At 65.6% G+C, this 26,503-nt stretch carries 26 protein-coding genes; 9 read left to right on the top strand and 17 right to left on the bottom strand.

The genetic code is table 11. The features are described from left to right. Positions 1–132 precede the first annotated feature (132 nt). From B9N43_RS08345 to B9N43_RS08320, 6 genes are all read right to left on the bottom strand, one after another. On the bottom strand, positions 133–1,383 hold the full coding sequence (locus B9N43_RS08345) for an EAL and HDOD domain-containing protein (protein WP_145841811.1): 1,251 nt from the start codon (positions 1,381–1,383) through the stop codon (positions 133–135). Further along, complete coding sequence (locus tag B9N43_RS08340) at positions 1,367–2,770, bottom strand: phosphomannomutase/phosphoglucomutase (RefSeq protein WP_145841810.1); 1,404 nt, start codon at positions 2,768–2,770, stop codon at positions 1,367–1,369. The genes B9N43_RS08345 and B9N43_RS08340 overlap by 17 nt, the downstream gene beginning before the upstream one ends. A gap of 95 nt (positions 2,771–2,865) precedes the next feature. Then, complete coding sequence (locus tag B9N43_RS08335) at positions 2,866–3,294, bottom strand: YybH family protein (RefSeq protein ID WP_145841809.1); 429 nt, start codon at positions 3,292–3,294, stop codon at positions 2,866–2,868. After that, a complete protein-coding gene (waaF, locus tag B9N43_RS08330) occupies positions 3,281–4,303 on the bottom strand; it encodes a lipopolysaccharide heptosyltransferase II (RefSeq protein ID WP_145841808.1) in 1,023 nt (340 codons plus the stop codon). The genes B9N43_RS08335 and waaF overlap by 14 nt, the downstream gene beginning before the upstream one ends. A gap of 4 nt (positions 4,304–4,307) precedes the next feature. After that, positions 4,308–4,517: a zinc-finger domain-containing protein gene (locus tag B9N43_RS08325; protein ID WP_145841807.1), complete on the bottom strand. Its 210-nt coding sequence runs from the start codon at positions 4,515–4,517 to the stop codon at positions 4,308–4,310. A 17-nt stretch (positions 4,518–4,534) separates the two neighbouring features. Next, positions 4,535–5,455: a branched-chain amino acid transaminase gene (locus B9N43_RS08320; protein ID WP_145841806.1), complete on the bottom strand. Its 921-nt coding sequence runs from the start codon at positions 5,453–5,455 to the stop codon at positions 4,535–4,537. A 153-nt stretch (positions 5,456–5,608) separates the two neighbouring features. Between B9N43_RS08320 and B9N43_RS17180 the strand changes: the two genes are divergently transcribed. Together B9N43_RS17180 and B9N43_RS08315 are read left to right on the top strand one after the other, a co-directional pair. Continuing rightward, positions 5,609–5,752, top strand: a complete 144-nt coding sequence (locus B9N43_RS17180; protein WP_186454037.1) for a hypothetical protein — start codon at positions 5,609–5,611, stop codon at positions 5,750–5,752. Then, a complete protein-coding gene (locus B9N43_RS08315; protein ID WP_145841805.1) occupies positions 5,749–6,771 on the top strand; it encodes an AraC family transcriptional regulator in 1,023 nt (340 codons plus the stop codon). The genes B9N43_RS17180 and B9N43_RS08315 overlap by 4 nt, the downstream gene beginning before the upstream one ends. 32 nt (positions 6,772–6,803) lie before the next feature. On the opposite strand, the gene B9N43_RS08310 is transcribed toward B9N43_RS08315, so the two are convergent. From B9N43_RS08310 to B9N43_RS08270, 9 genes are all read right to left on the bottom strand, one after another. After that, positions 6,804–7,922, bottom strand: a complete 1,119-nt coding sequence (locus tag B9N43_RS08310; RefSeq protein WP_145841804.1) for an acyl-CoA dehydrogenase family protein — start codon at positions 7,920–7,922, stop codon at positions 6,804–6,806. Between the two features lie 191 nt (positions 7,923–8,113). Next, positions 8,114–9,283 (bottom strand): acyl-CoA dehydrogenase family protein, encoded by a 1,170-nt coding sequence (locus B9N43_RS08305; RefSeq protein ID WP_186454036.1) that lies wholly within the window; start codon positions 9,281–9,283, stop codon positions 8,114–8,116. A gap of 2 nt (positions 9,284–9,285) precedes the next feature. Then, the gene (locus tag B9N43_RS08300) at positions 9,286–10,953 is read right to left on the bottom strand and encodes an AMP-binding protein (RefSeq protein WP_145841802.1); all 1,668 of its coding nucleotides are present in this window, start codon (positions 10,951–10,953) and stop codon (positions 9,286–9,288) included. Between the two features lie 18 nt (positions 10,954–10,971). Next, positions 10,972–11,415: a MaoC/PaaZ C-terminal domain-containing protein gene (locus B9N43_RS08295; RefSeq protein ID WP_145841801.1), complete on the bottom strand. Its 444-nt coding sequence runs from the start codon at positions 11,413–11,415 to the stop codon at positions 10,972–10,974. Positions 11,416–11,612: 197 nt separating this feature from the next. After that, on the bottom strand, positions 11,613–12,548 hold the full coding sequence (locus B9N43_RS08290; protein ID WP_145841800.1) for an OB-fold domain-containing protein: 936 nt from the start codon (positions 12,546–12,548) through the stop codon (positions 11,613–11,615). 1 nt (position 12,549) lies between these two features. After that, positions 12,550–13,743: a thiolase family protein gene (locus B9N43_RS08285; protein ID WP_145841799.1), complete on the bottom strand. Its 1,194-nt coding sequence runs from the start codon at positions 13,741–13,743 to the stop codon at positions 12,550–12,552. A 178-nt stretch (positions 13,744–13,921) separates the two neighbouring features. Further along, positions 13,922–14,815 carry a Bro-N domain-containing protein gene (locus tag B9N43_RS08280; RefSeq protein WP_145841798.1) on the bottom strand — a complete coding sequence of 298 codons (894 nt, stop codon included), beginning with the start codon at positions 14,813–14,815 and terminating at the stop codon, positions 13,922–13,924. Continuing rightward, a complete protein-coding gene (locus B9N43_RS17360; protein ID WP_315904561.1) occupies positions 14,812–15,066 on the bottom strand; it encodes a type IIL restriction-modification enzyme MmeI in 255 nt (84 codons plus the stop codon). Before B9N43_RS17360 ends, B9N43_RS08280 begins: the two co-directional genes overlap by 4 nt. Then, positions 14,985–17,672 carry a DNA methyltransferase gene (locus tag B9N43_RS08270; protein WP_145841796.1) on the bottom strand — a complete coding sequence of 896 codons (2,688 nt, stop codon included), beginning with the start codon at positions 17,670–17,672 and terminating at the stop codon, positions 14,985–14,987. The genes B9N43_RS17360 and B9N43_RS08270 overlap by 82 nt, the downstream gene beginning before the upstream one ends. 221 nt (positions 17,673–17,893) lie before the next feature. Between B9N43_RS08270 and B9N43_RS08265 the strand changes: the two genes are divergently transcribed. From B9N43_RS08265 to mnmA, 5 genes are read left to right on the top strand one after another with little or no spacing between them, the layout of a single operon-like run. Continuing rightward, positions 17,894–18,670: an SDR family NAD(P)-dependent oxidoreductase gene (locus B9N43_RS08265; protein ID WP_145841795.1), complete on the top strand. Its 777-nt coding sequence runs from the start codon at positions 17,894–17,896 to the stop codon at positions 18,668–18,670. A 10-nt stretch (positions 18,671–18,680) separates the two neighbouring features. Continuing rightward, complete coding sequence (locus tag B9N43_RS08260) at positions 18,681–19,820, top strand: epoxide hydrolase family protein (RefSeq protein ID WP_145841794.1); 1,140 nt, start codon at positions 18,681–18,683, stop codon at positions 19,818–19,820. Between the two features lie 9 nt (positions 19,821–19,829). Further along, on the top strand, positions 19,830–20,282 hold the full coding sequence (locus B9N43_RS08255; RefSeq protein WP_145841793.1) for an NUDIX hydrolase: 453 nt from the start codon (positions 19,830–19,832) through the stop codon (positions 20,280–20,282). After that, the gene (locus B9N43_RS08250; RefSeq protein ID WP_145841792.1) at positions 20,282–20,830 is read left to right on the top strand and encodes a hypothetical protein; all 549 of its coding nucleotides are present in this window, start codon (positions 20,282–20,284) and stop codon (positions 20,828–20,830) included. Before B9N43_RS08255 ends, B9N43_RS08250 begins: the two co-directional genes overlap by 1 nt. Then, positions 20,823–21,950: a tRNA 2-thiouridine(34) synthase MnmA gene (gene mnmA / locus B9N43_RS08245; RefSeq protein WP_145841791.1), complete on the top strand. Its 1,128-nt coding sequence runs from the start codon at positions 20,823–20,825 to the stop codon at positions 21,948–21,950. Before B9N43_RS08250 ends, mnmA begins: the two co-directional genes overlap by 8 nt. An 84-nt stretch (positions 21,951–22,034) precedes the next feature. Here mnmA and B9N43_RS08240 read toward each other — a convergent pair whose 3' ends face one another. Next, positions 22,035–22,646: a glutathione S-transferase N-terminal domain-containing protein gene (locus tag B9N43_RS08240; protein ID WP_145841790.1), complete on the bottom strand. Its 612-nt coding sequence runs from the start codon at positions 22,644–22,646 to the stop codon at positions 22,035–22,037. A 135-nt stretch (positions 22,647–22,781) separates the two neighbouring features. On the opposite strand from B9N43_RS08240, the gene purB reads away from it, so the two are divergent. Continuing rightward, positions 22,782–24,143 carry an adenylosuccinate lyase gene (gene purB, locus B9N43_RS08235; RefSeq protein WP_145843500.1) on the top strand — a complete coding sequence of 454 codons (1,362 nt, stop codon included), beginning with the start codon at positions 22,782–22,784 and terminating at the stop codon, positions 24,141–24,143. A gap of 2 nt (positions 24,144–24,145) precedes the next feature. Next, positions 24,146–24,466, top strand: coding sequence for a DUF2322 family protein (locus tag B9N43_RS08230; protein ID WP_145841789.1), 321 nt, complete (start codon positions 24,146–24,148; stop codon positions 24,464–24,466). A gap of 95 nt (positions 24,467–24,561) precedes the next feature. Here the strand turns inward: B9N43_RS08230 and B9N43_RS08225 are convergent, their stop codons facing one another. After that, positions 24,562–26,493, bottom strand: coding sequence for a 2Fe-2S iron-sulfur cluster-binding protein (locus B9N43_RS08225; protein WP_145841788.1), 1,932 nt, complete (start codon positions 26,491–26,493; stop codon positions 24,562–24,564). Positions 26,494–26,503: the final 10 nt, after the last annotated feature.

Here is a 26,503-nt window from a genome sequence, read left to right as displayed (position 1 = left end):
GCAGCGAGCAAATTCAATCACCTCCCCCGGAGAGGGGGAGGCCGGGAGGGGGTGGGCCTTCCTGCTGCTTTTCCAGCCAGCCGGCACCGCTTCTCACCACGGCTTTCCCGGTCAGGTTCCGGTTTGGCCGGATTAATCCGACGGGTTTTCCTGGCCGATGCTGCTGGCCCAGGCCAGGGCCTCGGAGAGGCAGGCGTTGATGATGGCGTGGTCCAGCCCCGGCAGTTGCTCGGTCAGGTCGTGGCAGATACCGCCGTCGCCGGTTTCGAGCGCCTGCACCAGTTGCAGCATGGTGCCCAGCTCGCCCTCCTGGGTCTCCAGGGCGATCTGCACGTCGCCGGCGATGCTGATGCCTTTGAGGATGTCGGCCATGGGCACCCCCATCAACGTCGGCATCAGGGACATGATGCCGGTCATGAAGGCGCGATCCTCGAAGTCGTGTTTGCCCCGGTACATCCGGGTGGCCAGCAGCTCCATCAGCCGGCCCCGCGCCGCCGCCATTTGCAGCAACGGGCTGGCCACGTTGCCGCCGGCCGGATTGGTGTACAGCAGCAGTTGCAGCCAACGCTGCAGTTGGCGCCGGCCCAGCACGGTGATGGCGTGGCGCAGGGAGGTGACGCGGGTGATGACGCCGGTGGCCACCGAGTTGGTGAGACGCATCAGGTTCATGGTGAGGCCGGCTTCGCGCTTGAATACCGCTTCCAGGTCGCGGGTTTCGGCGTCGTCCATCACCAGCCCGAGCAGCTGCATCAGGGCCAGCTGCGACTGGCTGAGCTTCTTGCCGGCCAGGATCGCCGGTTTGGCGAAGTAATAGCCCTGGAACAGACTGTAGCCCAGTTGCTGGCACTGGTCGGCCAGTTCGCGGGAATCCACCTTCTCCGCCAGCAACGTCACGGGCCAGCGGCGCAGGGCCTGGGTGGTGGCGATGAGCGCGGCGGTGTCGAGGGGCATGATGTCCACCTTGACGATTTCCACCAGGTCCAGCAGGGGGCTCCACTTGTCCTCGAAATTGACGAAGTCGTCCAGGGCCAGGGTGAACCCGCGGGTCTTCAGTTCCCGACAGCGCTCGACGATCTCGGATGTGGGTTCGACCGTTTCCAGGACCTCCAGCACCATCTTCTCGGCGGGCAGGATTTCCAGCATGTCCGACAGCAGCAGCGACGCGTCGCAGTTGATGAAACCCTTGTAGGGTCCCAGGGCCCGCTCGATGCCCAGTTCGGCGAAGGCGTGGCTGATCACGCTGGCGCTGGCGGCCAGGTTGTCTGAGATGTTGGCGACGTTGGTCTTGCCGCTGCGGAACAGCAGCTCGTAGGCATAGAGCTGATGGTCGCGGTCGAGGATGGGCTGGCGCCCGATGAATATTTCTTCAGTGCTCGGATTCATCGAAATCCACCTTGAGCCCCGGCCAGACGGTGATCAGGGCAGTCTTGAATTCGGCCTGGATCCGCGCCAGGGCGGCGGCGCTGTCGGCTTCGAAACGCAGCACCACGACCGGCGTGGTGTTGGATGCACGGGCCAGCCCGAAGCCGTCCGGATATTCGGCGCGCACGCCGTCGATGGTGATCAGTTCCCGGGCGCCGGGGAAGCGGCCTTCCCGTTGCAGCTTGGCGATCAGCCGGTGGGGCTCGCCTTCCTGCATCTTCAGGTTCAGTTCCGGCGTGGAGATGGCGTTCGGCAGATGCTTCAGGGGCCAGTTGGCCCCGCCTTGCTCCGGTGTCCAGCGCGAGACGATCTCCAAGAGGCGGGCGCCGGCGTAGAGGCCGTCGTCGAAGCCGTACCAGCGTTCCTTGAAGAACACGTGGCCGCTCATCTCGCCGGCCAGCGGCGCCCCGGTTTCCTTGAGCTTGGCCTTGATCAGCGCGTGGCCGGTGTTCCACATCAGCGGCACGCCGCCCTGGTGGCGGATCGACTGCGCCACCCAGCGCGAGCACTTCACGTCGTAGATGATCTGGGCGCCCGGATTGCGCGCCAGCACGTCGGCGGCGAACAGCATCAGCTGGCGGTCGGGGTAGATGATCTCGCCGTCCTTGGTCACCACGCCGAGCCGATCGCCGTCGCCGTCGAAGGCCAGGCCCAGTTCGGCGTCGGTCTCCTTGAGGGCGCGGATCACGTCCTGGAGGTTCTCCGGCTTGGAGGGGTCCGGATGGTGATTGGGAAAGTTGCCGTCGACCTTGCAGAACAGCTCCACCACCTCGCAACCCATGCGGCGGAACAGTTCCGGGGCGAAATCGCCGGCCACGCCGTTGCCGCAATCGACCACGATCTTCATCGGCCGGGCGAGCTTCACGTCGCCGACGATGCGGTTCAGATAGGCTTCCCTGACGTCGGCGTGGCGCACGTGGCCCTGGCCTTCGGTCAGGTGGCCGTGTCCGATGCGCCGGCGCAGGTCCTGGATCAGTTCGCCGTAGAGCGTCTGGCCGCCCAGCACCATCTTGAGGCCGTTGTAATTGGGTGGGTTGTGGCTGCCGGTGACGGAAACACAACTCTCGGTGCCCAGCTCGAAGGCGGCGAAATAGGTGACCGGCGTCGGCACCCGGCCGATGTCGATCACGTCGACGCCGGCGTGGTTCAGGCCGTCGGCCAGGGCCGTGGACAGTTCGGGGCCGGAGAGCCGGCCGTCGCGGCCGATCACGACGGCGGCGACGCCGCGCGCCAGGGCTTCGCTGCCCAGCGCCTGGCCGATGGCGCGCACCGCCTCCGCCGTCAGGGTCTCGCCGACGATGCCGCGAACGTCATAGGCCTTGAAGATTTCCTGGGCGGGCAGTGTCATGATCGGTTCCGGAGTCGGGTCGCTGAGTCGGGGGAGCGGCCGGAATTATTGCATGAGATGCGCGGCCGCTGCCCACCGCACGGCGGTCGGGCCGGTCAGTGCAGGATCTTTGGAATGTCGCCTGCGATTTCCGGCGGCGCCGGCGAAGTGTGGCGCATCACCAGGCGCCAGCCCAGGGCGCCGCGGATGAAGATGTTGGTGGCGACGATCGGTGCGAAATGGGCGTTGTCGCCATCGATGGTCACGTGCTCGATCCGGCTGTGGATCGCGGTGAAGGGATTCACCACCTGGCTCAGGCTGGTGATCTGCAACCTGATCCGGTAGCCGCTTTCGAAAATCCGCCGCCACGCCTCGCGGACCATGCCGTAGCCAGCCAGGCGGGGGCCGCCGGGCAGCACGCAGACGACTTCCTCGTCCTCCGCCCAGATGGCCATCATGGCTTCCAGGTCGGCGCGCTCCAGCGCCTCGTAGAACGCGGCTTCGGCATCGTCGGGAGAGGCGAAGAAGGACTTACGGCTGGGCATGGGCAAGATCGCCGAGGGTGATGAGAACCTGCTCGGGCGCCAGGTCTTCCAGGCACTTCAGATGCCCCAGCGGACATTCCCGCTGGAAGCAGGGGCTGCAGGGCAGGTCCAGCGACAGGATGCGCGCCCGGGGCGACAGCGGGGGCGTGTAGGTCGGGCTGGACGAGCCGTAGAGGGCCACCAGCGGCCGGTCGAGGGCGGCGGTGACGTGCATCAGTCCGGAATCGTTGCTGACCACCTGGCGCGCGCAGGCGATCAGGTCGATCGCCTGCTCCAGGGTGGTCCGGCCGCACAGATTGCGCGCGGCGCCGCCCGACAGGGCGGCGATCTCGTCGCCGACGGTGGTGTCCTTTGCGGTACCCAGCAGCCAGATCGGGCCGCCGTCGGCCGCCAGGCGGCGCGCCAGCTCGGCGAAGTGCCGCGCTGGCCAGCGCTTGGCGGGGCCGTATTCGGCGCCGGGGCAGAAGATGGTGGGTTCGGCCGCCGGGTCCAGGCCGAGGGCGGCCTTGCTTGCCTGCTGCTGCGCCGGCGACGACAGCAGGCGGGGCCGCGGCAGGGATTGCGGCGGCAGCGCTCCCGGTGCGTCGGCGAGTTGGGCGTAGCGCTGCGCCAGCTGGGGCCGGGCGGCCTTGTCGAGGCGGTGGCGATTGTTGAGCAGGCCGATCCGGGCCTCGCCGGTGAAGCCGGTGCGTTTCGGGATGCGGGCGAAAAACGGCACCAGGGCCGACTTCCAGGAGTTGGGCAGCACCACGGCCTCGTCGTAGCCCGCGCCGGCCAGATCGCGGCCCAGCGCGCGGCGCGCGGCAAAGGCGAAGTCGCCATGGCGGAAGGGACTGGCGATGACCCGGCGCACTTCCGCCATGCGACCCAGCAACGGCGCGCACCAGTCCGGCGCCAGCACGTCGATCTCCGCCCCGCGGGCCGCCAGTCGGGTCAGCAGGGGTTGGGCCATCAGCATGTCGCCGATCCAGGACGGCGCGACGACCAGGATGCGCGCGGGGCGCCCCACGCTGTTAATGGTGGCCTTTCGGCCGTTCGCCGGTGAAGGTGTATTCGGTGCCGCAGTAGGGGCAGACCGCCTTGCCCTCGCGGTTCCTCAGCACGTCGAGGAACACCCGGGGATGGCGCGCCCAGAGCGGTGCGCCGGGGCGGGGGCAGTGGAGCGGCAGGTCGTGGGCGGTGACATCCACCTGGCGGGCGGTGTCGGCGGTGGCTTGGGACATGATGGTTCCTCTGATTCTCAGACAGCGGTGAGCCAGTCGGCGTGGGCCGGCACCTTGCCGTTGACCACGTCGAAGAACAGGGCCTGCAACCGGGCGGTCACGGGGCCGCGCTTGCCGGCGCCGATGGTGCGGTTGTCCAGTTCGCGGATCGGGGTGACCTCGGCGGCGGTGCCGGTGAAGAAGGCCTCGTCGGCGATGTAGATGTCGTCGCGGGTGAGGCGGCGGCTCTTCACTTCATAGCCGAGCTCGGCCGCCAGGGCGATGATCGAGGCGCGGGTGATGCCGGTCAGGGCCGAGGCGATCTCGGGCTCGTAGATCACGCCGTCCTTGATGACGAACAGGTTCTCGCCGGCGCCCTCGGCGACGAAGCCCTCGGTGTCCAGCAGCAGGGCCTCGTCGTAGCCGTCCTGGGTGGCTTCCAGGTTCGCCAGGATGGAGTTGGCGTAGGTGGCGGCCAGCTTGGCGCGGGGCATGATCGAATTCACATGGGCGCGGGCAAAGCTGGAGGTCTTGATGCGGATGCCCTGCTCCAGCGCCTCCTCGCCCAGATAGGCGCCCCAGGGCCAAGCGGCGACGGCCACGTGGACCGTGGCGCCGCGGGTGGAGATGCCCATCTTCTCCGAACCGTAGAAGGCGATCGGCCGCAGGTAGCAGGATTCGAGCTTGTTGGCGCGTACCACTTCCTTCTGCGCCTCCATGATCTGCTCCCGGCTGTAGGGGATCTTCATCATGTAGATGTGGGCCGAGTTGAACAGGCGGTCGGTGTGTTCCTTGAGGCGGAAGATCGCGGTGCCGGAGACGGTGTTGTAGGCGCGGACTCCTTCGAACACGGACAGACCGTAGTGCAGGGAGTGGGTCAGCACGTGGGTGGTGGCTTCGCGCCAGGGCACGAGTTTGCCGTCGTACCAGATGAAACCATCGCGGTCGGCCATGGACATGGGAATTCTCCAGCAGGGGTTGGCTAAAGAGGACAATTTTAGCCGATTTGATCCGCCCGACGGCGGGCCCGTATCGCCCGCCGTGGCCGCCAGTCATGGGCGGCGCTGCACACCGGACGCGGAAGGTCGTCGTCGGGGCAGGCTCCCGGTATCATGGCGTCTCCTCTTGTCTGCATGGAATACGGCCTGGACCGGATTCCGGCCGGTAAGGGGCGCATCGTTCCCGTCAATGGTCTCTTGCTGCGTCACCGATCTCTGAGCGATAAGCGTCGGCAGAACGTCCTCCAGGAGGAATGATCTTGGTTTCCATGAACTACGTGGCCTGGTTGGCCGATTTCATGCTCGCCCATGACGTCTCCCCCGCCCAGTTGTTGGCGGGGACGGGCATCGAGGAGCGGAACCTGGCGGAACCGGCCGCGGAAATCAGCGACGAGCAGCATGTCGCCTTGCTGCGCAATGCCAGGCGGCTGAGCCGGGACCCCGCCCTCGGCCTGGAACTCGGGATCCACCGGCATATCTCCACCCTGGACCGGTTCGGCTTCGCGATGATGTGCTGCGAGACTTTCCGCGAGGCCCTGCGGGTGGGGAACGAATATCAGCGGGTGATCGGCCGCTTTTCGGGGCGGCTGCTGTTCCTTTCCCTGCATGAGGAGGCGCGGAATGCGACCTTCCAGATCGAGGTGGCGCCGGAACTGGGAGACCTGGCCCAGTTCGCCGTGGAGGAGATTCTCGGCAGCATTCTCAGCAACACCCGCAGCGTCACCGGCCGCGATCTGCCCGTCAGGGAACTCTGCTGCGCCTATCCGCAGCCGGCCCATGCCGCCAGTTACCGCAAGTATTTCTCCTGCCCGATCCGTTTCGACGCTCCACGCAATCAGATCCGCTTCGACGCCGCCTTTCTCGACACGCGCCTGCCCCTGGCCAGCAGCCACGCGGCACTCATGTATCGGACCCATTGCGAGCGCCTGGTCGGCCGGGACAGCGGTGATCCGGAGGGTCTCGTCGCCGGAATCCGCGCCCGGCTGTTGGCCGGCGCGGATTGCGCCCTGCCGCTGGAGGCCTGCGCCGAGGCGCTGTCGATCAGCGCCCGCACCTTGCGCCGCAAGCTGCATGAAGGCGGGCATTCCTACCAGGACATCGTCGACGACGTCCGCGCCAGCCTGGCGCGCAGTTATCTGGAGTCCTCCCGGCTGACGGTGGAGGCCATCGCCGAACGGCTCGGCTTCAGCGAACCCACCAGTTTCTCGCGCGCCTTCAGGCGCTGGACCGGCATGTCGCCGCGCACGTTCCGCAACCGTCCTTCCGAGGAACACTGAACCGGAGGCGCCAGGCGCCTCCGGCAGATGGTTCAAAGGCTCGCCGCCAGTCGCCGCCGGTAGGGATAGATGCCGCCGCAGGCCATTTCGATTTCCTTGGCCTTGCGCGTCCACAGGTGCAGGTCGGTCTCCCACATGTAACCCATGCCGCCGAACACCTGATGGGCGCTGAAGCAGGTGCGGACGAAGGTTTCGTTGCTGGCGCACTTGGCGACCGCCACCTTGTCCGCCGCGCCCGGCAGGTCGGCCTCCAGATGGGTGATGGCTTCGTAGGCGGCGAGCCAGGCGGTCTCCACTTCGGACCAGGCGTTGGCCAGCAGATGCTGCACCGCCTGGAAGCTGCCGATGGGCTTGCCGAACTGCTGCCGTTCCTTGGCGTAGTCGAGCGCCATTTCCAGCACCCGGCGCGCGCCGCCGGCCGCGGCGGCGGACTGGAACGCCGCCGTGCGGTCCAGCGCCGCCGTCAGGCGTGCCGGCAGATCGGGGCCGCGGGCGAGCAACTGGTCCGGCGCGAGGGCGACATCGCGGAACCCGACCTCGTAGAGATTGGGATGGGCGAGGGAATGCAGGGCGATGAGTTCGACGCCTTCTGCGCGGGGCGCGACCATCACCAGGCATGGTTCGCCCGTGCCGTCCATCACCGCGCTGACCAGGAGGAAGTCGGCGTCGGCGGCGTTCTCGACGAAGCCTTTCCGGCCGGAAAGACGCAGCCCGCCGTCGCCTTTCCGTAGCGTCGTCGGCGGTTCGCCCGCGTCACGCAGGGCCTGTTCCTCATGGCTGGCCAGGCTCAGCATCAACTCGCCCTCGATCAGGGGCGGCAGCCAGCGCTGCTTCTGCGCTTCGCTGCCCAGATCCTGGAGCAGCCAGCCGCAGGTGAGGACGCAGTCGGCGAAGGGCGTGGGATCGCAGGCCCGGCCCAGTTCCTCGACCAGCGCCGCCAGGGTGACCCAGTCGCCGCCCGAGCCGCCGTAGCTTTCGTCGAAGGGCAGGCCCAGCCAGCCCAACTCGGCCATGCGCCGCCAGATGTCGCGGGGCAGGGCGATCCGCTCCTCGCGCATCCTGCGCACCAGGCTGGGCGGGCATTCCCGGGAAAGGAAGCGGCGCACCGCGTCCTTGATCTGTTGTTGTTCGGGGGTGAAGTCCAGTTCCATGGTCCTGTCATCCGTAACGTGAAATGGCAAATTCAAACGGCAAGTCAAACAGCCGAGCGTAGCGAGCCAATACCGTCAGCTTCCCCGGAGAGGGGGAGGCCGGGAGGGGGTGGGTCTTCCTGCCCTTGGCCGGCCAACCGGCACCGTTCCTCATCGCAGCTTTCCCTGTTGGGTTCCGGCTTGGCTGTTTTTCAGCCTCGCGGCAGGCCCAGGCCGCGCTGGGCGATGATGTCGCGCTGGATTTCATTGGTGCCGCCGCCGAATTTCATCATCGGCGCCAGCAGCCAGGATTGCGCCAGGTAGCCCTGCATCGGCACATGGGGGGAGCCATATTCGAGCAGGGCGCGTGGGCCGAGGATCCGCATGCCCTCGTCGGCCAGCCGCTGCTCCAGCTCGGAAGCCAGCACCTTCTGGGCCGAGGCCTCGGCGTTGGGCACCTTGCCCTGGTCGATCAGCCAGGCGGTCTTGGTGCATAGGAGGCGCAGGCGTTCGACATCGATATGCAGCCGTACCAACTGGTCCTGCACCACCGGGTCGTCGTAGAGGGACCTGCCATCGTCGCCGGGCTCCTTGCAGCAGCGCACCAGGGCCTCGAAATTGCGCCGGATCTTGGTGTACTTGCCGATGAACACCCGCTCGAAATCCAGGGCGACGGCGATGGTGTAGAAGCCGGTGTTGGGTGCGCCGATCATGGCGCTGGCGGGAATCCGCACCTGGTCGAGGAACACCTCGTTGGTGCGGATGCCTTCCATGGTGTAGATGGGGCGCACGGTGACGCCGGGCGTGTCGAGCGGGAAGATGAACACCGACAGCCCCTTGTGCCGCGGCGCCGTTGGATCGGTGCGGGCCAGCAGCCAGATGTGGCTGGCATAGTGGGCGCCGGTGGTGAACACCTTCTGCCCGGTGACGACGTACCCGTCGCCTTCCTTCACCGCGCGGGTGGCGACGCTGGCCAGGTCCGAACCGGCGCCGGGCTCGGTATAGCCCAGGCAGATCTCCAGCTCGCCCTTGAGGATGCGCGGCAGGTATTCCCGCTTCTGCGCCTCCGAGGCCAGCTTGATCAGGGTCATCGCCAGGGAGGTGATGGTGAGGTTGCCGTAGTGGATGTCCTGCAGATCCAGCTCGTGATAGAAGATCGACTGTTCGATCATCGAGCGGCCCTGGCCACCGTACTCCCTGGGCCAGCCGATGCCCAGCCAGCCCTTCTCGCCCAGCAGGCGCAGGAACGCCTTGCCCAGGGGGCCGGGGGAATGCCCCGAGACGGCGATCTCCTCGCGCAGGGCATCGGTCACGTTGTCCGCCAGGAACTGGCGTATCTCCTGCCGGAACTGTTCCTGCTCCGGCGAAAAGCAGAAGTCCATGGTCATTCTCCCTGCGGAAGCAAATGGCCGCGCCCCCGGCTCACGAAGAGGCGCTGCAATTCGTCGGTGTCGGCGCTGGTCAGCGGCTGGTAGGGGCCGCCGCGCAGCGGCCGCCACCAGACGGCATCGGCGCAGTTCCAGGCTTCCCGCTTGAGGTCACGCTTCAGCACCTTGTTGGTCTGGGTGGTGGGCAATCGCTCGCTGATCCGGACGAAGGCGGGCATCCACTTGCTGCCGAAGTCCTCCTGGCTTTCCAGGAAGACCTTGAACTCCGCCATGTCGAGCCGGCTACCGGGTTTGAGTTCCAGACCCGCCATCACCCGGTCGCCGACGAGCGGGTCGGGCACGCCATAGACCGCCGCCACGGCGATGCCGGGATGCCGCGCCAGCACCTGCTCGATCTGGATGGCGGACAGATTCTCGCCGTCCACGCGCAGCCATTCGCTGCTGCGGCCGGCGAAATAGAAAAAGCCGGCGGCGTCCCGGTAGGCCAGGTCGCCGCTCCAGTAGGCGCCGTCGCGGATGCGCTGCTCGCGGGCGGCCGGATTGTTCCAGTAGCCTTCGAAGATCGCCCCGCCGTCGAGATTGACCAGTTCGCCGATGGCCGCGTTGCCGTTCTGCAGCACCCCATGCGCGTCGAACACGGCACGCGGGCATTCCGCGCCGGTCTCCGGGTCCATCACCCGGATCTGCTCCGAGACGCCACGGCCGATGGAGCCCGGCGGCGTGCCCTCGCCGCGCAGGATGGTGATGCAACCTTCGGACGAGCCGTAGTTGTCGATCGCCGGGCAGCCGAAGCGGCGTTTGAAATTGGCGATATCGATGTCGGTGGCTTCACTGCCGAACACCACGCGCAGTGGATTGTCGCGGTCGTCGGGCTTCTCCTCGGTGGCGAGGATGTAGGCCAGGGGCTTGCCCACGTAGCAGAAACTGGTGGCGCCGAATTTGCGGACGTCGGGCAGGAATCCGGAGGCGGAGAACTTGCGGCGCAGGACCACCGCCCCGCCCGCCGCCAGCAACGCCAGCAGGCCCATGATCAACCCCGTGGAGTGGAACAGCGGCATCGGCACGTAGGATACGTCCCGGGCGGTCAGCTGTTGGCTCTGCACCAGCATCATGCAGTTGCGCATTACCCGGACATTGGAGTAGATCACTGCCTTGGGCGCGCCGCTGGTGCCCGAGGTGAAGATCAGGCAGGCGGTGTCGCGCGGCGAGACGCCGGCCTGCGGCGGGGGCAGGCCGCGGTGAGCGGCGAGGGTCGCCGCGTAGTCCGGTGCATCCACCACCAGGAGACCGTTGCCGAGACTGTTACCGAGTGCGGCGGCCGTATCGTCCGGCACCTGTTCCCGGTAGCGGGATTCGATCAGCACGAACTGGCATTCGGTATGGCCGATGTCCCGCGCCAGATCGGCGCCCTTGCGGGTCGAGTTGAGGGCGACGAAGGTCGCGCCGGCCAGGGCGCAGGCCCCGACCCAGAACGCGTACTCCGGGACGTTGTCCAACAGCAGCCCGACATGGAAGGGACCCGGTGCCCGATGGGCGAGCAGGTAATGGGCGCGGGCCGCGCATTCCGCCACCAGTTCGGCTCCGCTCCAACTGCGGTCTTCGAAATACAGGGCGGGCCGGCTGTCGTTGCGCCGGGCGAGGAAGATTTCCGCGACGGTTTCCATGGCCTCGCACCTCCCCGCTTATGCGTTGGTGCGGGAGGGCAGCAGCACCGTGGCACTGGCCGGCACCAGGAGGTCGCCGGCGGCGTTTTCCTCCCACAGTTCCAGATCCACGGCGGCGCGGTCGTCCACCTGGTACTTCCGCGTCACCTTGCCGCGCAGGGTGAGCGGTTGTCCGGGCAGCGCCATGCCGCGATTGGAATAGGAGAACTTCTTCAGGAACCCTCCCGACCCCATCCAGTCGGTGACGTAGGCGGACAATTGGGCGCCCTGGAGCGGACCCTGCACGAGGACCGTCGGCAGTCCCTCGCTGTGGGCGAATTTCTCGTCGTAGTGGATGCGGTGCGGATTGCGGGTGATGGCGCTGTAGAGAAACATCTGGGTGGTGGTGACGGTCTTGGTCACCGGCGGCAACTCCATGCCTTCCTGTACGTCTTCGTAGTAGCGGGTTTGCGGTGCATTCATTTTTCGTGCTCCCGTTGCGTGAAATGGCGAATTGAAACGGCAGGTCGAATATCCGAGCGTAGCGAGCGAACTTCGTCACCTCCCCCGGAGAGGGGGAGGAAGGGAGGGGGAGGGCCTTCCTGCTGCTTTTTCGGCCAAATGACAAAGGTCTCCATCGAAGCGTCTTCTCCCCGGTCCCGGCGTGGCCGGCTTGACTGCTAGCGGTTGATGATCGTGTTGATGTCGACGGCCACCTTCTCGCCGCGCTGGTTGGTATAGGTGGCTTCGATCACCACGAATACCGAACTGCCGCTGCCGCCGCTGCGCTCGTAGATGTCGAGGATCTTGCGCTGGCGCGTGAGCACGTCGCCCGGCCGGATCTCCTGGAAGTACTCCACTTGATAGCCGCCGAACAGCTTGCGCTTGGCCTTGAGCGGCGGGTAGGGCAGTCCGTCGTTCTGCTGCGGCGTGCCGTCGGCGGGCAGATCGCCCATCGGCACTTCCCAGTCGAAGGGGATGGACAGGAACATCGGCGGTGCGACGCTGCCGGCGGGATCGGAGCCGGCGTCCAGGAAGCGCGGATTCATGTCCTCCGTGGCGTAGCAGAAGCGCCGGATCTCCTCGGCGGAGACGGGATAGCCGCTGATCTTGTCGCTCTGCCGGCCGATGTAGGCCAGCACTTCCGGCGTCAGCGGGCTGCCGCCCGCTGGCTTGCTCTCCGCGGCCGGCGCCTGGGCGCCGCGCAGGGCGGCGTCGGCCGGCTGGAAGCGCAGCAAGGTGGCCCCTTGCTTCTCGTGGCGCTCGAAGACCGGCGCCAGTTCCATGCCGATCTTGATCTTGTCCTCGGGCACGTTGACCAGGGTGCTGGTGACGCGCGGGCCTTCCTCGAGTTCGACCACCGCCAGGTACTGAGGCACCTCGTCGGCGAACAGCGGATGGGTGGGGCGGCGCGAGATGGTGTAGGTGTAGAGCGTGCCCCGGCCGGAAGATTGCCTCCATTCGAGATCGGAGGACAGGCAGTGGGGGCAGGTGATGCGCGGATAGTGGAACAGGTGGTCGCACTGGCGGCAGTGCTTGAGCAGGATCTTCCGCTCGGCCAGACCGTTCCAGAAGGGACGGCTGTCGGGCGTCGGGATGGGGAGTGGTTTTTTCATGTCATGCGCCCTCCAGAATCAGCACGACCTGTTCGCTCATGATGCCGCCGTTGCCGGTGACGAAGGCCCGGTTGCAGTGCTTCACCTGATTGCCGCCGGCCCGGCCCATGATCTGGCGGGCGCCGTCGATGACATGGTGCATACCGCCCGCCATGCCGGTCTGGCCGAAGGAGAGCTGGCCGCCGTGGGGGTTGCAGGGGAAGTCGCCGCGGTAGCTGAGGTCGTGGGAGTGAATGAATTCCGCGGCCTTGCCCTTCGGGCAGAAGCCCGCGTCCTCCAGGGTCATCAGCACGGTGATGGTGTAGCAGTCGTAGATCGACGCCATGTCGATGTCGGCATGGGAGACGCCCGCCATGGCGAAGGCCTGAGCGGACGCGGCGGCGATCGGCGTGTGCAGGAGATCGGGGGCGTAGGTCGGCGTCTTGAAGGCGAGCCGCTCGCCGCAGCCGGTGATGCGGACCGGGCGATGCCTGGCGCGGGCCGCCCGCTCCTTGCTCGTCACCACCACCGCGGCGCCGCCGGCGACCGGCATGACGATCTCCAGCAGGTGGATCGGGTCGGCGATCATCGGGCTGTTCAGCACGTCGTCGATGCTGAGCGGTTGGCCGTAGAAAATCGCATCCGGGTTGGCGCAGGCGCTGGCGCGCTGGTCCGCGGCGATCTTGGCCAGGGCGCGCGGGTCGTAGCCGTAGCGCGCGGCGTAGAGGTTCGCGATCTGAGCGTAGCCGCAGTTCTGCGCCAGGTTGCCGTAGGGGATGTCGAACTGGGCCTGGGGCGAGCCGTACTCGTTGCTCGAGGCGCCGAAGGGGAAGGGGTGCGGCTTGAGCTCCGGCGGCATCGGCATGGGGCCGGCCGGGAAGGCGCAGACCACCACCTCGGCGATGCCCAATTCGATCGCCGCGGCGGCCCGCCAGATGGCACCGGCGGAACTGGCGCCGCCCAGATCCACGTGCTCGGCGAAATTGACTTCCAGCCCCAGGTATTCCGCCAGGGTCGCCGGCGCGAACATCGCGGACTCGGCGATCGCCGACGTCACCAGGCCGTCGACCTCGTGCTTCTCGATGCCCGCGTCCTGCAGCGCCAGTTGCGCCAGCCGCGCCCACTGCTCAATGCAGAACAGCGGCTCGCCCTGCGGCTTCTTTTCCGGTTTCAGTTCGACGTAGCCGGCGATCGCGGCGTCTCCTCGAAGTCCCATCGTGGTTGTCCTCCTCCTTGTTCCATCGGGGGCATGATGCGGTTTATGCGCCAGCGGGAACAGAACACGACAGGCCAATACCTGTCAGATCAGGCCAGACGCAAGGTACAACTCGGTGTGACGACGATGGTGGCGCGGGCGGATTTCCGCGATGGAGAATTCGCCGGTGAAACGCCCGCTACGACTTGAGGCGCTTGGTCGACGATTTTGTTTCGGGGCGGCCTGCCGCGCCTTCCAGGGACAGGTGGTTTGTCCGGCTCACCACCGATTTGCCGGTTTTTGCTTCCAGTTCCTTGCGCGCGTTGCCCGCCACGCTGCCGCCCTCCTTGGCCGCGTCGCGATTTTTGACAAACCCCTGGGCATCCTTGCGGCGGGCGATCTCCGTGGTGCTGGCTTCGCCGAGCATGGTAAAGATCAGTTCCAGATCGGTCATGTGGTCGCGCAGCTTGTTGCCAGTCTTCACTTTGTCCAGGCCCTTCAGCCGACTGTGGGCGCCGGGCGTTACACCGAAGGTGGCACGGGCGATCTCGGCTGTCAGGATCGCGTATTCCCTGCCTTCCTTTACACCGCGTGCCTTCCATTCGTCGGTCAGTTCGCCGCGCACGGCGATGGAACGCAGCCGCTTCTCGATCCAAGCCTGCGGGTAGCCCTTGGCCTGATACAGCTCGCGGGCGCGGGCGCTGGCGAGTTCAGGGTTTTCGATTTCCTTCACACGTTCGTAGCCCACCTGCGCCAGCCAGCGCTTGAAAGGTTCGGCTTTGGGCGAGGGGATGGACTGGATGATGCGGAACAGCCCCTCAGTATTGGCACAATCCGTCGCACGTTGCTTGCCGTCCGGTGCTTCGAGTTTCAACCCGTGACAAAATGTCACGACTTCACTGCCCTCGGCCGCCAACCGTTGCTTCAGCTTGCGCCAGTAAGCACCTGGGTCGGCACTTTCGGTCAGAACCGCACAAACATCAATGACAGAAAACCACCACTCTTCGTTGTGCCAGGTGCGCCGGATGCTGCGTTCCTGAAATACGATCAGATGGTTTTCGGGGCTATCCGGTGATGTGATCTTCTTGTTCATACTTTCTCCTTCGAAAGCCCGCGCCGGCGGGACGGCAGCTTTTCCATCGGCAACAGACTGGTGAGTTCCTGATAGAGACCGAACAGAAACGCCACGCGCGCCGCGTCGGTGGCGGCGCCCTTGTAGCCGTAGGCGGCATCGACGGCAGCGTCCAGCTTCTGGTGGGCCTTCACCAGATCGGGCGGCATGGAGAGCGGGTCGTAAAGATCGGCAAGACTCGCCCCCGGATGGGCGGCACGGGCGTCGAGCACGGTTTGTGCAGCGATTTCGATATTTTTATGGAACTTTTCATCCAGCGAGGCATCCGCTTGCTTGCTTGCTTGCTTGCTTGCTTGCTTGCTTGCTTGCTTGCTTGCTTGCTTGCTTGCTTGCTTGCTTGCTTGCTTGCTTGCTTGGTGAACTGCTGCGGCCAGGGAAAGTTGTTGTAGACGGAAGGGGTATAGCGGTAACGGCTTTCAAGACGCCCTGCTACCGTCCGCATCCAAGCGTTATGCATGGTGCTGGAGAGGATGCCGAGGTGAAACAAGTTCGCACCCTGGATGACCTGAACCGTGTTGGCGGGAACAATAGCCGGGAGGAAGAACGCTATCGGAATGAAATGACGGTTCTCCGACGAAACCTCCGATAAAGCAAGGAAAGGGGTTTCCGGTTGTCGATCCTGGGTGAAGAGCGTCGGCTTGTCGGCGAACTCCTGCACGCTCCTGGTCGGGCTCTTGCGGCGGGACTCGGCGACGGCGGCAACGCGCTTCATGACCAGCGGCATGGCGCGCAGCACGTTGGGCGAGATGCCTTTCAACCACAGGCACCAGCGCTGTCCACCGTTGATCAGCTCTTCGCCGCCGATGAATGGGCGCAACCATTCGGCGGCCTGCGGCTCGGCTGCGATCAGTTCAGCTTTCTCGGCTTCGGTAAGCAACAGGTGCCCGCCGTCCGTGGGCTGGCTACCCTTGATGAGCTGCGGTAATCCTTCGGGCGTCAATGTCCGTGAAGGCAGGATGACATCGGGCGCATCCACAAGATACGGGTTGATGTTCGCCGCCTTCACCGTATGGGCTGGGCCTTTGATGTCCTCGTATTCGAAGATGGTTCTTTCGGTCACGTCGCCGAAGCCGAAGCCGACGATCACGCAATGCACCGCGGCCTTGCCACGCGCCTCGTTGCTCCATGAGAACGTGCGGTGGGCGAAGTGAATCTTGATCCCCTGCGCCAGCATCCAGCCCCAAAGCGTGCCCACCTGCTCGCCCTGACAAATGCTGTTCGTGGACACCAAGGCCGCAGCGATGGCCGGATTCTGACGCATGTAATCGGCAGTTTTCCGATGCCAGCAGGTCACGTAATCGAGGCGGCCGAAACGGCCGTCGTCGCCCCACACCTGCGACATGTCGGCCATCTGTTCGGCATTGCGCCATTGATGGCCGACGAAGGGGGGATTCCCCAGCACATAGCTGCACCGTTCGGCGGGCAGTACTTCGTTCCAGTTCAGTCGCAGGGCGTTGCCGTGCACGATGGTGGGGCTGTGCGTCAACGGGATACGCACGAAGTAGGCACCGAATTCCTCGCTGACCTTGATGTTCATCTGGTGGTCGGTGAGCCACAGGGCCACCTGGGCGATCTGCGTCGGGAAGTCCTCGATCTCGATGCCGTAGAACTGGTCCACGTCCACGGCGATCAACTGATGCACGTCCAGGGCCATCTGGCCGTTGGAGTAGGCGGCGCGCAGCACTTCCAGTTCCAAGAGGCGCAATTCCCGGTAGGTGATGACCAGGAAATTGCCGCAGCCGCAGGCCGGATCGAAAAAGTGCAGGCCCCGCAGTTTCTTGTGGAATTCGAACAGCTTGTTGCGGTTCTTCCTGATCTTCTCGAACTCGGCCCACAGCCCGTCGAGGAACAGGGGCTTGATGAGCTTGAGGATGTTTTCCTCGCTGGTGTAGTGGGTGCCCAGGTTGCGCCGCGCCTTGTCGTCCATGATGCTTTGGAACAGGCTGCCGAAGATGGCCGGCGAGATCAGGCTCCAGTCCAGGCCGCAGAGGTCGAGCAGGCTTTCACGCATGGCGGTGTCGAAGCTGGCCGGCGGCAGCGCGGCCTCGAACAGCTTGCCGTTGATATAGGGAAAGGCGGCCAGCTGCTCGTCGAGGTTCTTCAGCCGCTTGTCCCTCGGCGTGTTGAGGAGGTGGAACAACGTGGCGAGGTGGTGGGCCAGGTCGGAACCGTCGGCGCTGATGCGCTGTTCGATGTAATCCTGAAACTGGCGTTTTTCGAAGATGCTGGTGTCTTCGGCAAAGAGGCAGAACAAGAGGCGTACCAGATACAGCGCCAGGGGCCGGTCCTCGTAGCCGATGGCTTTGAGCTGGTCATGCAGCCGCCCCATGCGCTCGGCGGCCTTGATGTTGATGGGGTCCTGGGGCTTGATGACCTGGGGCTGGTAGCCGGCGATGAAGCCGAACAGGCGCACGTTCTTGTGCAGTTCGGCCAGGGTGAATTCATGGGTGAGGTTTTCGCTCAGGTCGAACAGGCGGAAGAGGGCGAAATCGCAGACCAGCACGTAGCGGGGTAGGTCGCGCTCGGCGATGCCGGGGAAATAGTCCATAGCCTGGGTGTAGGCCCGGTCGAGATTCCTGCCCAGGGATTTCATTTCCACCAGCAGGATGCCGGGCCAGAAGAGGTCGACAAAACCCGCACTACCACCGTATTTCTTCACCGCGTGCTCGAAGTTGGCGATGCGCTTGTCGGTGATACCGAATATCTCGAAAAAGGCGATGAGAAAAGGCTTGGCTTCGGCGTCTTCGTTGCCGGCATCGGCCCAATGCTTGGAAAACGCCAGGGCGCGGGATTTGATTTCGTTCCAGGAGAGGGGCATAGGGGGCGGCTGCGCAGTCAATGGTCTGTCAATGTCCCGAGTTTTCCACAGGAACGCCTTTTTCAACAAGCCATTGTCGTATTTATTGAGGCTTGCCATGTTCTGGGTTTCCAGAATCGGAGGCCGGCGTGCCCAAGACGGCGCGGGCAGCGTGTGGCAATATCCGCCGCAGGAGGAGGCCGCGGCCGCCGTATTCAATGGAATAGCAACAGGAAGTGCCCATGGCAAAACAACGAGAGAACTTTCCCCAGGGGGTCGCCCTGGTGATCGGCGGCAGCGGCGGCATGGGGCGGGCGATCTGCGAGCGCCTGGCGGAGGCGGGGAGCGATGTGGCGCTCACCTACCAGAACAATGCCGCCCGGGCCGCCGAAGCTGCCGCCGCCGTCGAAGCCCTGGGGCGGAGCGCGCTGACGGTGCAGCTTTCCCTGGAGGACGAGGCCGGCATCCGGGCGGCAGTGGATGAATTGGCCGCCCATCGGCGCATCCACACCGTGGTGGTGGCGTCCGGCACCGACATCGCCCAGCCCAAGATCCGCGACATGACGACGGCGCAGTGGCGCCAGGTGATGGATGCCGATCTGAATGGCTTCTTCAATCTGATCCATGCCACCTTGCCGCATCTCAAGGCGGGCGGCGGCGGCTCTTACGTGCATATCAGTTCCGCCGGCCTGCACCGCTGGCCCGAGGGCGACGTGCTCTCGGTGGCGCCCAAGGCGGCGATCGAGTCGCTGATCCAGGGCATCGCCAGGGAAGAGGGGCGCTACGGCATCCGCGCCAACAGCGTGGCTCTGGGCGTGATCGAGTCCGGCATCTTCCTGCGCCGCCTGGCCGATGGCACCTTCACCGACAAGTGGCAAAAGGCCGCCATGTCCAAGCTGTGCCTGAAGCGCTGGGGGAGCGCCGACGAGGTGGCCGACGCGGTGGTGTTCCTGGCCTCCAACCGGGCGGCCTACACCACGGGGCAGATCCTCTCGGTGGATGGCGGTTACCGGGTCTGAGGTGGCGCGTATGGACATCCGGCCTTTCCGAATCGATGTTCCCCAACCCCGCCTGGATTATCTGCGCGGACGTCTCGCCGATGCCCGTTGGCCCGACGAGCCCCAGGCACCGCCCTGGGCCCTGGGCACTCTGCCCGTCGTGCTGCGGGATCTGGTCGCCTACTGGCTGCGCGACTACGATTGGCGCCGCGCCGAGGCGGACCTCAACCGCTGGCCCCAGTTCGTGGCGGAGGTCGATGGGCAGGCCATCCATTTCCTGCATGTGTGCGGCTCCGGTGCGAACCCCAAACCCGTGCTGCTGATCCACGGCTGGCCGGGCGGCTTCAACGAGTTCCTGCCGGTGATCGAACGGTTGACCCGGCCCGAACGCTTCGGCGGCGATGCCGAGGACGGTGTGACTCTGGTGATTCCCTCACTGCCCGGCTACGGTTTCTCTGGCAAGCCGTCCGCCCCCGTGAGCCCCAGGACCATCGCCCGCTGGTTCGATCGGCTGATGATCGAGGGCCTGGGCTATGCGGATTACCTCGCCCAGGGTGGCGACTGGGGCTCGATGGTGGCATTCTGGCTCGGCAGCGAAGGAAAAGGCTGCGCGGCGGTGCACACCAACTTCATTGCCGGCTGGGGCGCCCTCGGCGGTGCATCCTTGTCGTCGCTGTTGCAAAAGTCCATGGCGCAGTTCCAGCGTTTCGCGGCCAGCCACGGCGGCTACCAGTCGATCCAGTCCACCCGCCCGCTGACCCTCGCCTACGGCCTGCAGGACAGCCCCCTGGGAACGGCGGCCTGGATCCTGGAAAAATTCCATGCCTGGTCCGACCTCAAGGACGGCGATCTGTGGTTGGTCTATACCCGGGAACAACTCGTCACCCACCTGATGATCTATCTGGTCACCGACACCATCGGTACCTCCACCTGGATCTACACGACGCCCAGCCAGGACGGCGAGCCGGCGGGACCTCTGATCAAACCCGTCGCCGTCGCCCATTTTCCCCGGGAACTGGTGATGCTGAGCCGGCCCGACTACGAAGCCTGTTTCCCGATCCGGCGCTGGACCGACCATCCGGTGGGCGGACACTTCGCCGCCATGGAGCAGCCGGTGCTGTTCGCCGAGGATGTGCTCGCCTTTGTCCGGCAATTGCGTGGGGCGCAGTAAAATCCGTCCATGAGCACGATCTGGAAACCCAATGTCACGGTGGCCGCCCTGATCGAACGGGACGGCCGTTTTCTGTTGGTGGAAGAGGAAACCGAGCAGGGCCGGCGCTTCAATCAGCCCGCCGGACACCTGGAGCCGGGCGAGTCGCTGGCGGCCGCCTGCGCCCGCGAAGCCCTGGAGGAAACCGCCTGGACCTTTACGCCGACGGCCCTGGTGGGGGTCTATCAGTGGCCGCGGCCCCAGGGGGACGTTACCTACTTGCGTTTTGCTTTTTCAGGCTCGCTGGGCGAGCATGACCCGGCGCGCGCGCTCGACACCGGCATCCTGCGCGCCGTATGGATGACGCCGGCGGAGATCGAAGCCAGCCGGGAGCGGCACCGCAGCCCGCTGATCCTGCAATGCGTGCAGGACTACCTGGCGGGACGGCGCTTTCCCCTGGATCTGATCCGGCATTACGACTGATGCATCGCTGGCTGGGGCTGCTCCTGCTGGCGCTTTTGGGCGGCGCCCGCGCCGACGAGCAGGTGATGGTCTGCTACGGTTACGGCTGCGCCCATCAGGCGCCGGCGCTGTTCGCCGACAGCCAGTTGGACCCGCTGCTGGCGCGGCTCGGCACGGCCCATGACGGAGTGGATGAGCGGCGGCTGCTGGCCGAGGCGGTGGGGCAGCTCTACGGCTGGGCCGGGCAGCAGACGCCGATCCATGCCGACCGGGGCGGCAACTACGCCGACGAGGGCCGGCGCGGTTCCATGGACTGCATCGACCACTCGTTGACCACGACCCGCCTCCTGACGATGCTGGCGAATCGGGGCGGGCTGCATTTCCATCATGTGATCGCCCGGGTGCTGCGCACCCGTGGCATGATTTTCGAGCACTATTCGGCCGCCATCGCGGAGTCGGGCGAGGGTGCCCGGCGCTACGCGGTGGACAGCTGGTTCGTGGATAACGGCAAGCCGGCGGTGATCCTGCCGCTGGATGAATGGATGGACGGGGGAGGACCCGATGTCTGAAGCAAACAATGAACTGAACGCAGCGGCCGGCATCGAGCCGGGCGCGGGCAGGACGGTGGTCGTCGGCATGTCCGGCGGCGTCGATTCCTCGGTGGCGGCACTGCTGCTGAAGCGCGCCGGCTGGAAGGTGGTCGGCCTGTTCATGAAGAACTGGGAGGACGATGACGACGAGGAGTACTGCTCCTCGCGCCAGGATCTGATCGACGCGGTCGCCGCGGCCGACGTGATCGGCATCGACCTGGAGGTGGTGAATTTCTCCGCCGAGTACAAGGAGCGGGTGTTCGCCGAGTTCCTGCGCGAATACCAGGCCGGGCGCACGCCGAATCCGGACGTGCTGTGCAACGCCGAGATCAAGTTCAGGGCCTTCCTCGACCACGCTCTGCAACTGGGCGCGGAGAAGATCGCCACCGGCCACTATGCCGGGGTGCGCGAGTTCCTCGGCGAGTTCCAGCTGCTGAAAGCCGAGGACGGCACCAAGGACCAGAGCTATTTCCTGCACCGCCTGAACCAGGCGCAGCTGTCGAAGACCCTGTTCCCCCTGGCCCAGGTCTATAAGCGCGAGGTGCGCAAGATCGCCGCCGCGGCGGGGCTCGCCAACCACGCCAAGAAGGACTCCACCGGCATCTGTTTCATCGGCGAGCGCGACTTCCGCGAATTCCTGCAGCGCTATCTGCCGCGCCAGCCGGGCGAGATCCGCAATCTCGACAGTGGCCAGGTGATGGGCCGCCACGAGGGCCTGATGTACCACACCCTGGGGCAGCGCGACGGCCTGGGCATCGGCGGCGTCAAGGGCGCGCCGGAACTGCCCTGGTACGTCGCGGCCAAGGACATGGAGAAGAACGTGCTCTACGTGGTGCAGGGCCACGACCACCCGGCCCTGCTGCGCGACCGCCTCACCGCCGCCAACCTGAGCTGGGTGTCGGGCCGCGCGCCGCACACCCACTGGGTATATACCGCCAAGACCCGCTATCGCCAGCCCGACGCGCCGTGTGAGGTGGAGCGCGTGGATGCCGACAGTTGCGAGATCGACTTCGCCGCGCCGCAATGGGCGGTGACGCCGGGGCAGAGCGTGGTGCTCTACGAATCACGGGTCTGCCTCGGCGGCGGCATCATCCAGTAGCGCGGCCAGGAAATGAAAACGCCCGCGGCGAGGCGGGCGCGAGGTTGCGGTTGTGAGTACGCCGCGTCGAGGAAGCGCGGCGGCTCAGGTCGCCAGCGGCACGGTTTCCTGGAACGAGGGGCGCTGCATCAGCTTGTCGAACAGCTTGTGCAGGACGGGGTGGCTGGCGCGCCAGTCGATCTGCGGGAAGCGGAAGTCCAGGTAGCCCAGGGCGCAGCCGACGGCGACGTCGGCCATGCCGAAATGGGTGCCCATGCACCATGACTTGTCGCTCAGTTCCCGGGCGATGAAATCCAGGCTGCGCAGGATCACGGCCTCGTTGCGGGCGACGTTGGCCCGGTTCTGCAGGGACGGGTCGAGCAGCGAGGCGTGACGGTTTTCCACGGCGGCGTCGAGTACGCCGTCGGCAACGGCTTCCCAGCGTTTCACTTCCATCCGCTCGCGATTGGGCTGGGGCATCAGCTTGTTGTTGGGGGCGGAGTTGTCCAGGTATTCGACGATCACCGGCGAATCGAACACCGGCGTTTCGTCGTCCAGGATCAGCACCGGAATGCGGGCCAGGGGGTTGAAGTCGGCGACGGTACTGCTCGGGGAGCTCGGCGATTCGATCACGAAGTCGTATTCGATTTTCTTCTCGGCCAGGACGATGCGGGCCTTGCGGACGTAGGGGCTGGTCAGTGAACCGATGAGCTTCATGGGGCGTGCTGCGGGGAAAATATATGGATCGGAGTATAGCATCGGCCCCGAACCGCGCCCGGCCGGGCTTGGCGGGGCCGCATGATAAAATTGCGGCTGTTCGGAATCTCTCCTTTGCTTTCTTTTTCCCCTGCCATGCTGACCCTGACCGCCCTTTCCCCCCTCGACGGCCGTTATGCCGACAAGCTCGAACCCTTGCGTGCCCATTTTTCGGAATTCGGCCTGATCCGGAACCGGGTGCGGGTGGAGGTGGAGTGGCTCAAGGCCCTGGCCGCCGCGCCGGAACTGGCGGAAGTGCAGGCGTTCTCGGAGATCACCATCGCCGAGCTGGATCTGATCGTGTCCGGCTTTTCGGTCGGTGACGGCGAGGCGATCAAGGCGATCGAGAAGCGCACCAACCACGACGTGAAGGCCATGGAATACTGGCTCAAGGAGCGCCTGGCGAACAACGCGGAAGTGATGCGGGTCACCGAGTTCATCCACTTCGGCTGCACCTCGGAGGACATCAACAACCTGTCCCATGCCCTGATGCTGAAGGACGGCCGCGCGCAGAACCTGCTGCCCAGCCTGGACGCTCTCATCGTCCGCTTGCGCGGCCTGGCCCACGATCTGGCCGAGCTGCCGATGCTGTCCCGCACCCACGGCCAGCCCGCCAGCCCCACCACCCTGGGCAAGGAGATGGCCAACATCGCAGCGCGCCTGATCAAGGCCCGCGCCCGCATCGCCGAGGTCAGCCTGACCGCCAAGTTCAACGGCGCCGTCGGCAACTACAACGCCCACCTCTCGGCCTATCCCGACTTCGACTGGGAGGGCTTCAACCGCCGCTTCATCGAGTCCTTCGGCCTGGAGTTCAACCCCTACACCATCCAGATCGAGCCCCACGACGCGATGGCTGAACTCTACGACGCCATCGCCCGGGCCAACACCATTCTCATCGACGCCAACCGCGACATCTGGCAGTACATCTCCCTGGGCTACTTCAAGCAGAAGCTCAAGGCCGGCGAGATCGGCTCCTCCACCATGCCGCACAAGGTCAATCCGATCGATTTCGAGAATGCCGAGGGCAACCTGGGCCTGGCCAACGCCGTGTTGCGCCACCTGGCGGAGAAGCTGCCGATCTCCCGCCTGCAACGGGACCTGACCGACTCCACCGTGCTACGCAACATGGGAGTGGGTTTCGGCTATACGGTGCTGGCCTACGATTCCTGTCTGCGCGGCATCTCCAAGCTGGAAGCCAACCCCGAGCAACTGGCAGCCGATCTGGACGCCTGTTGGGAGGTGCTGGCCGAGCCGGTGCAGACCGTGATGCGGCGCTACGGCGTGGAGAATCCCTACGAGCAGCTGAAGGAACTGACCCGCGGCAAGGGCATCGACCGCGAGGGCCTGCACGCCTTCATCCGTACCCTGGCGATTCCGGAGGCCGAGAAGCTGCGCCTCCTGGCGATGACGCCGGCCAACTACATCGGCAAGGCCGTGGCGCTCGCCAAGGGGATATGAGCATGGCATTTGCAGAAAATCTCAAGCAGCTGCCCAAGGTTTCCCATCTGGCGGCCATTCGTCTGCTCGACGCGGATGGCAACGAAGTGGCGGTCATCGAGAACAAGCCCGGCCAGGCCGGCTCGCTCGCGGTGTACAACCACCTGGCCCAGACCTTCGGCGCGATCACGCCCGATGCGGCCCGGAAGGGCCTGGAAATCTATGCCGAGCACACCGTCGATGCCCAGGCCAACCCGGGCAAGCACCCCAATATCGACCGCCTCGCGGCACTGGTCGTCGAGGGCGGCACCCTGCGCGTAAAGCACATGTTCGCCGTCGACTGACCCGAATCCGGTGTCATGAAAAGGCCGTGTCCTTTCGGAACACGGCCTTTTTCGTTGGTGCGCCCGGCAGGGCGCGCTTTGGGGGGCTCGGCGCCTTACGGATCCTTGGGTTCCGCGGGCGGTTGCAGGGCCATGGAACTGGCGGCGAAGGTGAAGGCATCGGAGAAGCACATGCCATCCTCGGCGCCCTGGGACTTGAAGTGCGGGAATACCGCCTCGACCATCCGGACCGAACCGCAGGCATAGATCTCATGCCCCTGGAGACTGGGGAAGTCATGCAGGATCGCGGTATGGACCAGGCCGGTGCGCCCGCTCCAGGCGTCTTCAGGCTGCGGGTCGGAGAGCACCGGGATGAACTTGAAGTTGTCGTGTTCCCGCGCCCATTGTTCGGCAAGCTGTCCCATGTAGAGGTCCTGCGGACGACGCACGCCCCAGTAGAGGTGGATTGGGCGCTTCAAGCCGCGCGTGAAGGCATCCTCGACCATGCTCTTGACCGGGGCGAAGCCGGTGGCGCCGGCTACGAAAACGATCGGGCGCTCCGATTCGCGCAGCACGAAATCGCCCAGCGGGCCCTCGATCCGCAGTTCATCGCCGACCTTCATGCTCTCGAACACCCGTGGCGTGAAGCGGCCGCCCGGCACCAGACGGATGTGCAGTTCGATCAGGTCGGACTGGCCGGGCTGGCTGGCGAAGGAGAAGGAGCGCCGCTCGCCGTCCTCCAGCAGCATGTTGAGGTACTGGCCGGCCTTGAACGGGAGCGTCTCCCCTTCCGGCAGCGCGAGCTTGAGCTGCATCACGTCGGCAGCCAGCAACTGCATCTGGGCGACGCGGACCGTGAAGGTGCGCACCGGCGCGTTGCGTCTGGTGCTGGCGGCATACTCGATCTCCACGTCGCTCAGGGCGGTGGCGCAGCACATCAGGACCTTGCCCTGGGCCCGCTCTTCCGCGCTCAGTGCGTTGGGTTGATACAGGCCGGGGTCCACTTCGCCGTTCAGCACGGTGCATTTGCAGACGCCGCAACCGCCGTTGCGGCAATCGAACGGCAGGTCGATGTCCTGGCGCAAGCCGGCATCCAGCAATGTCTCGCCGAAGCGGGCGGTGACGCTCTTGTCGTCCGGATGCACGGTGACGGTCATCTCGGCCTGGCGGCTGCCGCGCCGCTTGGGGGGGAGCCAGGGGGTGAGGAACATGATGGCGGTGATGGCCCACAGCAGCAGCCAGACCTTGAGCGGTCCCCAGCTATAGATCAGGGCCAGTGCCGGCAACTGGAACCAGTCGTATTCCAGGTTGTTGGGCACGACGCCCAGATTGGCCTCGCCGCCCTGGCTGAATACGGGCTTGACCAGCGCCAGCACCAGGAACATCAAGGTGATGGCGAGCGCCACCGGGCGCGGCGGATTGATGTGGGCGCGCGGCACCCGCTGGACGTGGATCCACATGATGAAGCCGACGATCAGCGGCGCGCCGATATGGATGAAGGCGATCAGGGTGAACAGCCGGCTGTTGACCGCACCTTCATAGATGAAGTTGCGGATCAGCGTACCGTTGAAGATGGGCAGCGCATCGAACCATTCCGCGACGGCGACGACGACGAACTGGGCCAGTTTGTCCCAGACCAGCATGAAGCCGTTGATTCCGGAGATGTACACCAGCCAGATCAGCACCACGCCGGAGACCCAGGAGAACCAGCGGAAGCCGCGGTAGCGATCGTAGGCGAAATGGCGCGTCAGATGCAGCGCCATGGTGAGAAGCATGCCGTCGGTGGCGTAGCGGTGGATGCTGCGCAGGATGCCGCCGGCCCACCATTGATGGTGGGTGATGGCCTCGACCGAGTTGTAGGCGTCGTGGACGCCGGTTTCGGAGAAAATGTAAAGATAGAGGCCGCTCGCCACCAACAGCCAGAATTGCCAGAAGGTGATGGTGCCGAGGTGGTAGAAGGGGTTGAGTTTTTCGCCGAAGGCCAGATTGAACAGGTTTTCGGCGCGCATGAAGAACCAGCGCAATATGGATTGCAGTAGCTTGACCATGATAAGAATG

The sequence above is a fragment of the Denitratisoma sp. DHT3 genome, from assembly GCF_007833355.1.
Classification (GTDB): Bacteria; Pseudomonadota; Gammaproteobacteria; order Burkholderiales; family Rhodocyclaceae; genus Denitratisoma.
Note: the sequence above shows the minus strand (reverse complement) of the source record. Positions and strands in the feature narration are given on the sequence as shown.